Annotated in this window: 12 protein-coding genes; 8 read left to right on the top strand and 4 right to left on the bottom strand. The window is 64.8% G+C overall.

Annotation, left to right across the window (positions count from 1 at the left end; genetic code table 11):
- Window positions 1-186: 186 nt before the first annotated feature.
- Genes Q7514_RS32890 through Q7514_RS32880 form a run of 3 tightly spaced genes read right to left on the bottom strand, consistent with a single transcriptional unit; the run spans window position 187 to window position 3,515 of the window.
- Window positions 187-948 carry an SDR family NAD(P)-dependent oxidoreductase gene (locus Q7514_RS32890; protein WP_330137356.1) on the bottom strand — a complete coding sequence of 254 codons (762 nt, stop codon included), beginning with the start codon at window positions 946-948 and terminating at the stop codon, window positions 187-189.
- A gap of 19 nt (window positions 949-967) precedes the next feature.
- Complete coding sequence (locus tag Q7514_RS32885; RefSeq protein ID WP_330137355.1) at window positions 968-2,761, bottom strand: acyl-CoA dehydrogenase; 1,794 nt, start codon at window positions 2,759-2,761, stop codon at window positions 968-970.
- 22 nt (window positions 2,762-2,783) lie between these two features.
- Entirely contained in the window at window positions 2,784-3,515 is a 732-nt protein-coding gene (locus Q7514_RS32880) for an SDR family oxidoreductase (protein WP_330137354.1), read from the bottom strand.
- A 168-nt stretch (window positions 3,516-3,683) separates the two neighbouring features.
- Between Q7514_RS32880 and Q7514_RS32875 the strand changes: the two genes are divergently transcribed.
- From Q7514_RS32875 to Q7514_RS32840, 8 genes are all read left to right on the top strand, one after another.
- A complete protein-coding gene (locus tag Q7514_RS32875) occupies window positions 3,684-4,286 on the top strand; it encodes a TetR/AcrR family transcriptional regulator (protein ID WP_330137353.1) in 603 nt (200 codons plus the stop codon).
- 176 nt (window positions 4,287-4,462) lie between these two features.
- Window positions 4,463-5,467 carry a LysR family transcriptional regulator gene (locus Q7514_RS32870; RefSeq protein ID WP_330137352.1) on the top strand — a complete coding sequence of 335 codons (1,005 nt, stop codon included), beginning with the start codon at window positions 4,463-4,465 and terminating at the stop codon, window positions 5,465-5,467.
- Between the two features lie 241 nt (window positions 5,468-5,708).
- Window positions 5,709-6,971: an MFS transporter gene (locus Q7514_RS32865; protein ID WP_330137351.1), complete on the top strand. Its 1,263-nt coding sequence runs from the start codon at window positions 5,709-5,711 to the stop codon at window positions 6,969-6,971.
- Window positions 6,968-8,158 (top strand): CaiB/BaiF CoA transferase family protein, encoded by a 1,191-nt coding sequence (locus tag Q7514_RS32860; RefSeq protein ID WP_330137350.1) that lies wholly within the window; start codon window positions 6,968-6,970, stop codon window positions 8,156-8,158. Before Q7514_RS32865 ends, Q7514_RS32860 begins: the two co-directional genes overlap by 4 nt.
- A gap of 50 nt (window positions 8,159-8,208) precedes the next feature.
- Window positions 8,209-9,357: an acyl-CoA dehydrogenase family protein gene (locus Q7514_RS32855; protein WP_330137349.1), complete on the top strand. Its 1,149-nt coding sequence runs from the start codon at window positions 8,209-8,211 to the stop codon at window positions 9,355-9,357.
- Between the two features lie 83 nt (window positions 9,358-9,440).
- Window positions 9,441-10,205, top strand: a complete 765-nt coding sequence (locus Q7514_RS32850; protein WP_330137348.1) for an SDR family NAD(P)-dependent oxidoreductase — start codon at window positions 9,441-9,443, stop codon at window positions 10,203-10,205.
- Window positions 10,202-10,981, top strand: a complete 780-nt coding sequence (locus Q7514_RS32845; protein WP_330137347.1) for a crotonase/enoyl-CoA hydratase family protein — start codon at window positions 10,202-10,204, stop codon at window positions 10,979-10,981. Before Q7514_RS32850 ends, Q7514_RS32845 begins: the two co-directional genes overlap by 4 nt.
- Window positions 10,982-11,011: 30 nt before the next feature.
- Window positions 11,012-12,172 (top strand): thiolase family protein, encoded by a 1,161-nt coding sequence (locus Q7514_RS32840; protein ID WP_330137346.1) that lies wholly within the window; start codon window positions 11,012-11,014, stop codon window positions 12,170-12,172.
- A 62-nt stretch (window positions 12,173-12,234) separates the two neighbouring features.
- On the opposite strand, the gene Q7514_RS32835 is transcribed toward Q7514_RS32840, so the two are convergent.
- On the bottom strand, window positions 12,235-12,369 hold a 135-nt coding region (locus Q7514_RS32835), incomplete at its 5' end, for an NAD(P)(+) transhydrogenase (Re/Si-specific) subunit beta (RefSeq protein ID WP_330137357.1).

The raw sequence follows: 12,369 nt of genomic DNA, 5'->3' as shown, positions 1-12,369 counted from the left end.
TGACCGAACTTTCCAGGCTGGCCGCCGACATTGTCGGCGGCGAGCCTGGAATCGAAAGGCGTTTACCCAGAGACTGATAACGGCGACACCGATCGATCTCCGCCATCCACACAGTCGCGCCAGCCTTGCTACGGGCACATTCGAGCTTCCGGCGCTCATGTGCCGCGAGGGCGATACCGAGGAATCTCAGGTGATGGTGACGCCACCGTCCACCGCGAGCGTCTGGCCGGTGACGTAACCAGCCGCATCGGAGGCCAGCCAGACGACCGTCGCGGCGAGCTCGACCGGATCGCCGATCCGATCGAGGACCATGCGCGGCGACAGCGACTCGAGGTATCCATCCGTGTACTGCTCGGTCATCTCGCTGGCGAAAAACCCGGGCGCGAGCGAATTGACACGAATTCCCTTGCGCGAGCCCCACTGCTGGGCGAGATCGCGAGTCAGTCCGATGACGCCGGCCTTGCTCGCACTGTAGGCAGCCTGCGGTAGTCCGGCCGTAGTGAGCCCGATAACGCTGGAGATGTTGATGATCGAACTGCCAGGTCCCATGACGCGGCCACAGGCTTGCGCGGCCCAGTACGCTCCATTGAGGTTGATGTCGATCACCGACCGGAACTGCTCCGGCGTCTCGCGGGTGGCTGGGACGGCCGTCCCAACTCCCGCATTGTTGATCAGGACGTCCACCCGACCGAATTCGTCCATCGTCTTCGACACCATCGCGTGGCACTGGTCAGGGTCCGCGACATCGGTCGCCACGGTCAGGGCCCTGCGCCCCGCTGCGCGAACGAGGGCAGCGGTATCGGCGAGCCTGTCCACACGTCGAGCCGCCAGGACGATGTCTGCTCCGGCCTCGGCGCATGCCTTCGCGAATACCACGCCGAGACCGGATGATGCGCCGGTGATCACGACAACGCGGTCGTCGAGACGAAAACTGTCGAGCACGCTCATGGATGGTGTCCTTCGGGGATCAGAGGATGGCAGGGTCAAGGTCGATCAGGGTGCGGTCCATGCTTTTCAAAAGGTCGATCTGCGGGCCGACCTTGCTGAGCTCGTAGGTGTAGAAATAGCGAGCGGCGGCCCGCTTGCCGTCGTAGAAGGCACCGTCCTTGTCGCCGACAACCGTGAGCTGCTCGAGCCAGATCCACGCGACGACCGTATGCCCGAACGCCTCCAGATACACTGACGAATTGGCCAGAGCGGCTGCCGCATCCGGCTCGGACAGCAGCGCGTCCGTGACGTCGACGAGACGGTTCCACACATCCTCGAGTTCATCGGCACAGCGCACGGCGTGGTGGCTGAGGCGTCGTGCTCGTTCGATCGCTTCGGTGATTCTCGAGCCGAGCAGCGTCATACCGGCGCCATCTCGCATGGCAACCTTGCGCCCGAGCAGGTCGAGCCCCTGAATTCCGTGTGTGCCCTCATGGATGGGATTCAGGCGGTTGTCCCGGTAGAACTGCTCGACGTCGTAATCACGGGTGTAGCCGTACCCCCCGTGGACCTGAATCGCCAGGTTGTTGGCCTCCAAACACCATTGCGACGGCCAGCTCTTCGCGATCGGGGTCAACACGTCAAGCAGCAATCCGGCGTCGGTCGCTGCGGACTTGTCGAGGGCGGTGTCCTGTTCATCCACCAGCCGAGAGCAGTAGAGGCCAAGTGCGAGTGCACCTTCGACGTACGCCTTCTGTGCGAGCAGCATCCGTCGCACGTCGGCATGATCGATGATCGCGACGGCCCGCTCCGCCGGATCATTCGCACCGACCGGCCGGCCCTGGGGCCGCGCCTTCGCGTAGTCGAGCGACCGCAGGTACCCGGCATAACCGAGCGCCGCCGCGCCGAATCCCACCCCGATGCGGGCCTCGTTCATCATGTGGAACATGTAGGCCAGACCGCGGTGTTCTTCGCCGACGAGGAAACCGATCGCCCCTGCCTGACCGTAGGGTGAATGTGTTCCGTCACCGAACGACAGCAAGGTGTTGGTTGTCCCCCGATTTCCCATCTTGTGGTTGAGCCCGACGAGCGTGACATCATTACGCTCCGTGAACCCACCGTCGGATCCCGGGAGGAACTTGGGGACGATGAACAGCGAGATACCTTTGACGCCGGCACCTCCACCGGGTGTCTTGGCCAAAACCAGGTGCACGATGTTCTCGGACAGCTCGTGCTCTCCGCCGGATATCCACATCTTCGTCCCGGTCAACCGGTAGCTGTCGCCATGGGGCAGTGCTCGGGTGGTGATGTCCGCCAGTGACGACCCGGCTTGCGGTTCGGAAAGACACATCGTGCCGAAGTATCGGCCTTCGAGCATGGGACGGACGTAGTCGTCGATCTGTTGTTCGGTGCCGTACGTGGAGATGAGGCTCGCGTTGGCTGCGGTTAGGAACGGGTACGCCGCAGTGCTGGGGTTCGCCGCCTGGAACCAGGTCATCGCTGCCCGGACCACGGTTGTGGGAAGCTGCATCCCCCCGACGCTTTCGTCGAACTGTCCCGCTGTCAGTCCGGCGGTCGAGAAGATGTCGAGAGCCTGCTTCACCTCCGGGATCATCTCGACCGTGCCATCCGCACGCATCGTGGGTTCGTTGGCGTCGGCCTTCTTGTTGTGCGTCGCGAAGTGCTTGTGTGCGATGTCGGCACTGAGGTCGAGCACCGCGTCGAAAGTGTCCTTGGAGTGTTCGGCGAAGCGCTTCCGGGTGGTCAACGACACCACGTCGAGCCACTCGTACAGCAGAAAGTCGAGGTCGCGCCGGGAGAGTACGTCAGTCATGAGTTTCCGTTCGGTGGTCGTTTCAGACAGAGAGTCCGCCGTCGACGGGCAGAACGACGCCGGTGATGTAGCCGGCTTCCTCGGAAGCCAGGAAGCCGATCGCGTCGGCCATCTCGGATGGATCGGCGAACCTCGGGATCGGACCGGTGACCTCGGCGATCTTCTCTGGCGGGATGGACGCGGTCATCCGGGTGGCTGCGTTGGGGGAAACAGCATTGACGGTGACACCGAACGCAGCGAGCTCTTTTGCTGCCGTCTTGGTGAAGCCGATAATGCCTGCCTTGGCGGCGGCATAGTTGGCTTGGCCCCGGTTGCCCCGGAGTCCGGTGTAGGAAGTGATGTTGACGACCCGTCCGAACTCCTGCTTCCGGAAATGCGGAACGCACGCTCGGGTGAACCGGAATGTCCCACCGGCGTGGACATCCAAGACCTGGTTCCAGTCGTCGTCCGTCAGTTTCCACAGCACCCTGTCGCGTAGGATGCCGGCGTTGTTGATCAGGATATCGACGCGGCCGGTCTCTTCGATCGCAAGGGAAACGACGCGTTCGACGTCCTCGGTGCTGGTGACATCGGCAGGGATGCCGACAGCTCCGACCTCACGGGCGGCCTGGTCGAGCTCGTCCTTGTCGAAATCCACCATGAACACCGACGCCTTGGCTTCGGCGAAGTGGTCGGCGAGGGCACGGCCGATGCCGCGGGCGGCGCCGGTGACGATGACCGAGCGTCCGGAGAAATCGAAAGTTATGTTGCCCATTGCTTTTCCTGCCTGTGATTGGAAGTCGTTCGAGGACCAGCTACGGAAGTTACGTGCGAGGTCGAACGGAAAAACTATGCGATAGCATATTTTCTATGCATTCGCATATATTGGTCTCATGAATGGAGCCCTGTCAACCTTCCCCCTGTCCGACAGGCGGTCGCACACGTGAACGCACCACTTGTGGATCCCTCCTCCGGGGTGGGCACGTCGAAGGCAGCGGCGCGGATACGGGCCGCTGCCACCGAGGTCTTCGCCGCCAAGGGATACGGAGCCGCCAGCACCCGCGAAATCGCTGCGCGCCTCGATCTCAGCCCCGGCGCCGTGTACCCGCACTACCGCACCAAGGAATCACTCCTCTTCGCCATCGCACTCGAGGGCCACCTTGCAGTCCTCGACACGATCACCCAGGCAGCCGATACAACAACACACCCACGCGACCAGCTGGCTGCCACGGTATCTGCCTATGTGAAGTGGCATGCGCGCCATCATGAGATCGCCAGGGTCGTCCAATACGAGCTCCGGGCACTGTCCGAGGAACACTTCCAAGCAATCGCCAAGATCAGGCGTGCAACATCGAAGACGTTCGAGCGCATCATCGAATCCGGCAATGCGGCAGGCGAGTTCGATACAATCGACTCCAGGGCGGCCACGCTCGCGATCACCTCACTGGGGATCGACGTCAGCCGCTGGTTCCCGTCGAAGGCCTACTCCGATCCGGAAACGCTGGCCGAAAGATACGTCGAACTGGCCGTGAGAATGGTCGGGTAGACATGAAGTCGGCCACCCACTCCATCTCCGAACCTGCCGAGGAAGTGGTGTCGCCTTGACCTGCGAAGACGACGACTAATCATGCAAGGATGCCGTAGACCACTTCACAGGGACTTGACCGAGTCTCGAATCAGCAATACGGACGCCCCGCCCTATCCAGCCTCTAGATTCGGGGCATGGACCTACGTCAGATCGAGTACTTCCTCGCCGTTGTCGACTGCGGCGGAGTGACACGAGCCGCGGAGCGGCTACAGGTGGCACAGCCGTCTCTGTCACAAGCAGTTCGCAAGCTCGAGAGAGACCTCGATGTCGAGTTGTTCCACCGGGTCGGGCGGGGGCTGGTGCTTGCACCTGCCGGCGAAGCGCTCGTCGGTCCGGCCCGCACCATCCTGCGCGAGGTGGGGTCCGCTGAGAATGCAGTCCGAGATGTCGGTGCGATGCGCGGCGGCCGGATCGACATAGCCTCTCTGTCGGATCTGTCCTCAGACCCACTGTCTGTATGGGTGGCCAAGTTCCGCCATCAGTATCCGGACATCCGCTTTCACATCGAGGAGCGCGATGAGACCGCCGATGTCGTATCGCTGGTCAAATCGGGAGCATGCGAGCTGGGCATCCTCGCGCTGCCCCTGCCCACCGAGGATCTGGTGGGCGAGGAACTGATCGACCAGCAACTGGTACTGGTGTGCCCGCCAGGAACCGATACGCGGTGGCCGGAACCGATGCCGATCGCAGAGCTGTCCGGCGTCCCGTTCGTCATGAGTGGGCGCGGAACGGCAACCCGCGACTTCATCGAGCGCTCGTTGCGCCTGCACGGAGTCGAGCCGGATGTCGCGGTAGAGGTGCGTCAGCGGGGCGCTGTACTTCCGATTGTCCTCGCCGGCGGCGGAGTTTCGATCGTCGCGCTACGAAGTGGGCTCGACGCGAGCCTACGTGGTGGGGTAGTACGCGAACTCTCGCCGCCACTAACCCGCAAGATGGGCGTCGTCCACCGGCCGGGGCGAATCACGGAGGGGTCGACCGCGTTCCTGGTCTGCGCGCGAACATCGATCGGGGAGTTCGCCACGTCCGTCGCGAGTCACATGACAGACGGAGTGTCCCTACTCGAGGCAGCAAAACTCACGCGTGAGGAAGGCGACCGCCGATTGCGCGAGGACAACGCCCGCACATCAGACGACTCATAGGCAATTGCAGTAAGTCTCCTACTTTTCTGGTCTTTGACCCGATGGATTACCGCGCGTTGAATGGTGCGCACCACATCACACCAATGCAGCGCAGTCGGATCCATCACCTGGATGGTGTCGCCTTCGGACCGAACTTCGCCCCGCTCGCCGGTGCGCTGCTGCCGTTCGTTCCCGAAGGGATCCCCTGATGTACACAACAGCGTCGACGAGTCCCTCAGTGCGGCCACCACGATCAACGCAGATGCGACGCGCCTGGATCGTCGTGGGCCTTCTCGTCCTTTTCATGCTGATCAACCACGCCGACAAGTCCGTCATCGCGTTCGCCGGCGTACAGATCCAACGCGATCTCGGGCTGAGTTCGCAGCAGTTCGGACTCCTGCAGAGCAGTTTCTTCTGGTTGTTCGCCGCCGGCGCCCTGTTCTTCGGCTGGCTCTCCTCCCGGGTGAACATCCGCTGGTTGCTCGCCGGGCTGATGCTGCTGTGGGTCGCGACGATGATCCCACTACTCGGCTCGGTCAGCTTCGGTGTCCTCATTGCCTGTCGCGTGATCCTGGGCTTCGGCGAGGGGCCCGCGTTCGCGCTGGCCAACCACGCCGCGCACTCCTGGTTCCCGCCGGAGAAGCGAGCGATGGCGGGCGGCTTCGTGTCCGCGGGCGCCTCGATCGGCACACTGATCGCCGCCCCAGTACTCACCTGGATCATCTTCCAGTGGGATTGGCACGCCGCGTTTTACGTGCTGATTGCGATGGGTGTCCTGTGGGCGGTGGCGTGGCTACTCCTCGGCCGCAGCTCCAGCGACAACGGTGCGGCTCCGGCCCCAGCCTCGAAGGTCGTGGTCGAAACGATTGACGCTCCGTACAAGACGATTCTGCAGACCGGCACCGTCGTCGGTATCGCGGTACTGATGTTCAGCTCGTACTGGTCGACAACCCTGAAGATCGCCTGGCTACCCGTCTACCTGCAGGAAGGTCTGGGTTACGACACTGCTACCACCGGTCAGCTCATGATGCTGCCCTACGGGCTGGCCGCCATCGGCGCCATCAGCGCAGGCTGGTTCTCCGGCAGGTTGATCTCGCGAGGCGTCTCCCGGCGGGCGGCCCGGGGCTATCTCAGCGCGGCCCTCGTCGCGGGCGCCGGAGTCTCGATGGCCGGGTTCACGCTGCTCCAGCAGGGAAACTTGCAGCTGGTCATGATCACCCTCGCGTTCTCGCTGAACACCGCGGCCTTCGGAGTCGCGCTCTCCGCAATCGCTGACGTCGTTCAGGCGAAGAAGCGCGGGATGGTCCTGGGGATGCTCTCTGCGGTCGCAAGCATCTCCGGCATGGTGGCGCCGCTCGTGCTCGGTTTTGCCGTCGGTACGTCCGTCGACAAGATCACCGGCTACGCGATCGGCTTCCAGTCCAGCGGCGCCCTGATGATCGTCGGCGCTCTGATCGCGGTGTTCCTGGTCAATCCCGAGCGCGACCTCACCCTTATCCGCCACCGAGTCGAGGAGACAGCATGATTATCAACAAGCCCCTGGACGGCGTCCGCGTCGTCGACTTCGGACAGTTCATCGCCGCCCCCGCTGCCGCCCAAATCCTGGTAGATCTCGGCGCTGACGTGATCAAGGTGGAGCCGCTGCACGGTGAATCCGCCCGTGGCATCGGACCGGCAGGGAAGGCCATGCTGCAGAACTACAACCGCGGCAAACGTGCAGTGGCGCTGGACCTGAAGGATCCCCAGGCGCAGGAGATCGCCCGAAAGCTGATTGCGAGCGCCGATATCGTAGTGCAGAACCTGCGCCCCGGGGTCATGGAGTCGTTCGGGCTCGGCGCCGAGGACATCCTGACGGCCCACCCGTGGATTGTCTACGCCACCGTCAGCGGATTCGGCCTGCACGGGCCATCGAAGTACCGGCCCGGGCTCGACATCGCAGCGCAGGCAGAGAGCGGGATGATGTGGGTCACCGGCGAGGCCGACAGCGAGCCTCAGAAGGTCGGATCCCAGATCGTCGATGCTGCTTCAGGTTACGTCTGCGCGCAGGCGATCCTGGCCGCCTATGTGCGCCGCCTCCGCACCGGCGAAGGTGACACGGTCGAAGTTTCACTTCTCGAGGTCGCGATCCATTTGCAGGGCACCAACTGGGGTCAGTACCTGATCACCGGCGAAGAGCCCGTACGCAAAGGGAACGGACAGCCCAGCATCGCCCCCGCTGCAGACGTGATGACGACCAAGGACGGCAGTCTGGTCCTGTCCGCCTACTCCGACGTGCACTTCACCCGGCTGTGCCGCCTGATCGGGCGCCCCGACCTCGCCGAGGACCCACGCTTCGCGAACAACACCCTGCGTGTGGCGAACCGGAAGGCGATGCTCGTCGAACTGCGAGGTGCCTTCTCGACGATGACGAGCGACGAGGCCATGAAACTCCTGACCACCAACGGCGTTGTCGCGGGCAAGATCAACACCTACCCCGAGGCCATGCGTAGCGCCGATGTCGAAGCGTCCGGATTGTTCATCGAGGTCAGCGGAGCGGACGGGGCGCCGAACACCGCCCTCGGTTCGCCCTGGCACCTGGGCAGCATGCCCAAGGTCTCCACCGAAGGCGACCCCCGCCTCGGGCAACACAGCACCGAACTGCTCGTCGAGCTCGGCTACCCCGCCGATGAGGTCGACGCGCTCGTTGCCGACAAGGTCATCGGCATCCACTGATCGCCGACATCCACCTGCCGACCGCCATACATTTCGAAGAGGAAAATATCATGCAGCGCAATATCTTCAATGATGACCATGATGCCTTCCGCGAGACTGTCCGCCAGTTCATCGCCAAGGAGATCACCCCGTACCTGCCGGACTGGGAGGCCGCCGGTTCCATCCCGCGTGACTTCTACAAGAAGACGGCCGAGATCGGCATCAACGGCCTGCAGGTACCCGAGCAGTACGGAGGCGGCGGTATCGACAGCTTCCTGTTCAACACCGTCGTATACGAGGAAATCGGTTACGCTGCAGCCTCACTCGGCGGATTCCAGGTGCACCTGAACACAGTGCTGCCGTACTTCCTCGAGTACGCGAACGAGGAGCAGAGCGACCGCTGGTTCCCCGGTTTCGCCGACGGCGGCCTGGTCAGCGCGATCGCCATGACGGAGCCCGGCATCGGGTCAGACCTTGCCGGGGTCACCACCACCGCCGTCCGCGATGGTGACGACTTCGTCCTCAACGGCAACAAGACCTTCATCACCGGCGGCATCAACGCCGACCTGGTGATCGTGGTGGCACGTACCTCGAAGGATCCACAGAACCGCCGGAATGGCCTGTCACTGCTGGTCGTCGAGGGCGATATGCCAGGTTTCATCCGCGGTCGCAACCTACACAAGATCGGCATGAAATCGTCCGACACCGCCGAACTGACGTTCGACAACGTCCGCGTGCCGGCACGGAACTTGCTCGGTGAGGAGGGCAAGGCGTTCGGCATGCTCGCCCACAACCTGCCGCAGGAGCGGCTCTCGATCGCGATCACCGGCCTGGCCACCGCCACCGCCGCAGTGAACCTCGCGATCGGCTATGCCAAGGAACGTCTGGTGTTCGGCAAGCCGCTGGCCGACTTCCAGAACACCAAGTTCGTGCTCGCCGAGTGCGCGACGGAACTACAGGCCGGACAGGCGCTGGTCGACCAAGCGCTGATCGCACTGGACGCAGGCATCCTCACCCCCGCCGACGCCGCCAAGGTGAAGCTGTTCTGCACGGAGATGCAGGCCCGGGTGATCGACAAGTGTCTGCAGGTACACGGCGGCTACGGCTATATGAGCGAGTACCCGATCGCGCGCCTGTACGCCGATGCCCGGGTCACCCGGATCTTCGGTGGCACCAGCGAGGTCATGAAGAGCGTCATCTCGAAGTCGATAGGTCTGTAAGCCCTCCCGCCCTATCCCCGGCGGGGCCACGCCCCCTCCATCCCGGACGCCCCGCGCCCGGACCGCATCGAAGGATCACCGACATGCAGATCAAGGACACCAACGCCGTAATCACCGGTGGCGCCTCCGGACTCGGACTGGCCACCGCAACCCGCCTGGTCGAGGCCGGCGCCACCGTCACCCTCCTCGACCTTCCCGGCTCGGCCGGGGAAGAGCAAGCCGCGGCGCTGGGCGTGGCAGCGCAGTTCATCCCCACCGACGTGACCGACTCCGATGCCGTATCCGCGGCGTTCGCCGCCGCCGCCGAGCGCGGCCCGGTGCGGTCGGTCGTGCACTGCGCCGGTCGAGGCCGGCCCATGCGCATCCTCACCAAGGAGGGCAAGGCAACCGAGATCGAGCCGTTCGAGTCGGTCATCCGTCTCAATGTCATCGGCACCTTCAACGTGCTGCGGTTCGCGGCCGAGGCGATGGCCAAGAACGAGGTGCTCGAGGGCGATCGCGGCGTGTGTGTGCTGACCGCCTCCGTCGCCGCCTACGAAGGGCAGATCGGGCAGATCAACTATGCCACCTCCAAGGCCGGTGTGGTGGGCATGACCCTGCCCGCGGCCCGCGACCTCGCCGGCGTCGGGATCCGGGTGTGCACCATCGCACCCGGCGTCTTCGCCACACCCCTGCTGTTGAACGCCCGCGACGATATCCGGGACGCGTTGGCCGCTTCGGTCCCGCACCCGAAGCGCCTCGGTGAACCGTCCGAGTTCGCCGCGCTGGCCGAGCACATCATCGAGAACGGCATGCTCAACGGCGAGACGATCCGTCTCGACGGCGCGATCCGGATGGCACCGCGGTGAGCGACGAGGCTGCCGCACCGGTCGTGTTGACCGAGCGGGTGGGACCGGTCCTGGTAATCACGCTCAACCGTCCACAGGCCCGCAATGCAGTCGACCGTGAGGTTGCACAGGCCGTCGCCGCGGCGGTCGACCTGCTCGACAGCGATCCGGGTCTGCGAGTCGGCGTACTCACCGGATCCGGCGGAAATTTCTGCGCCGGGATGGACCTCAAGTCCTTCCTGCGGGGTGAAAGCCCCCGCGTCGAGGGCCGAGGATTCGCCGGACTGGTCGAGGCCCCGCCGAGCAAGCCGCTCATCGCGGCCGTCGAGGGCAACGCCCTTGCCGGTGGCTTCGAGATCGTGCTGGCCGCCGACCTCATCGTCGCCGCTCCGACGGCAACGTTCGGCCTGCCCGAGGTCCGGCGCGGCCTGGTGGCCGCGGCGGGCGGGCTGACCCGACTGCCAGCGCGACTGCCCAGGGCGATCGCACTGGAGATGGTGCTCACCGGCAAGGCGATGACCGCCGCACAGCTACACCCTCTCGGCCTGATCAACCGACTGGCCCCCGAGTCCGCAGTGCTGACGGCCGCGATCGAGCTCGCCGAGGAGATCGCCGCCAACGGACCGCTCGCGATCCAAGCCAGCAAGCGAGTCGTCGACGAGTCCCCCACCTGGCCGGCCGCGGAGCACTTCGAACGAACCCGGCAGATCGCGATGCCGGTGTTCGGCTCCAACGATGCGCGCGAAGGGGCGGCCGCGTTCACCGAACGCCGCACCGCGGTCTGGACCGCAACGTAATCACCGAGAACGACAGAACAGGAACACACCATGCGTGATGCAGTCATCGTCGAAGCCGTCCGGACCCCCGTCGGGCGCCGCAAGGGCGGCCTGGCGGAGGTTCACCCCGTCGACCTGTCCGCGACCGTCCTGAACGCGATCCTGGACCGGGCCGGTGTCGAGGCCGGCCTGGTCGACGACGTCGTGTGGGGCTGCGTGGGCCAGGTCGGCGAGCAGGCCGGCAACATCGCCCGCAACGCGGTCCTCGCCGCGAACTGGCCGGAGTCGGTGCCGGGCACCACGATCGAGCGCCAGTGCGGATCCAGCCAGCAGGCATTGCACTTCGCCGCAGCAGGCGTGATCTCCGGCCAGTACGACATCGCGGTTGCCGGTGGTGTCGAGTCCATGACCCGGATCCCGATGGGCTCGGCGCGGCGAGTCGGCCTCGGCGACGCCAACAGCGACGCGATCAAGAAGCGTTACGACGGAATCGAGTTCAACCAGATTCGCGGCGCCGAGTCCCTCGCCACCAAATACGAGCTGAGTCGCACCTGGCTCGACGAGTACGCCCTGCGCTCGCACCAACGGGCCGTCCGCGCGCTCGACGAGGGACGATTCACCGGCGAGATCTTCCCCGTAGCCGTCCCGGATGGGACGAAACTCGAGTCCGACGAAGGAATTCGCCGCACCTCGACCCTGGAGAAACTCGGTCAGCTGGACCCGATCTTCCCCGAGGACGGCCGCATCACCGCGGGCAACGCCTCGCAGATCTCCGACGGTGCGGCCGCGTTGCTGGTGATGTCCGGAGAACGCTCCCGTCAGCTGGGGCTCACCCCGATCGCCCGGGTGCACACCGCGACAGTGGTCGGCGACGACCCCGTCACGATGCTGGCCGGTCCGATCCCTGCGACGGCCCGGGTTCTCGACCGAGCAGGCCTCACTCTTGACGACATTGGCGCCTTCGAGGTCAACGAGGCGTTCGCCAGCGTCGTCGGCGCGTGGCTCCGCGCCACCGGAGCATCCGAGGACCGGGTGAATCCGCTCGGCGGCGCGATCGCGCTCGGCCATCCGCTGGGCGGGTCGGGCGCCCGTCTGGCCACCACCCTGGTCCACCACATGCGTGCCGAGGGGATCCGGTACGGGCTACAGACGATGTGCGAGGGCGGTGGTATGGCGAACGCAACCATCTTCGAGAACCTCGCCGACCGCTGACCCGTGGACCCGTGGACGGTCTCGCCGAGTCGGGACGGGGTGTGGACGACGCTGCCGTGCCGCTAGAGGACCTTCAGCTCTTCTGTGACCTCACCGACCATCTTCTTCGCATCACCGAACAACATCGACGTCTGATCCAGCGTGAACAACGGATTCTCGATCCCCGCATAACCAGAACTCATCGACCGCTTCATCAC

Source organism: Rhodococcus artemisiae (assembly GCF_036327795.1).
In the GTDB taxonomy this organism is placed as follows: Bacteria; Actinomycetota; Actinomycetes; order Mycobacteriales; family Mycobacteriaceae; genus Rhodococcus; species Rhodococcus artemisiae.
The sequence above is the reverse complement of the archived record's forward strand: the minus strand, read 5'-3'. Positions and strand labels throughout refer to the sequence as shown.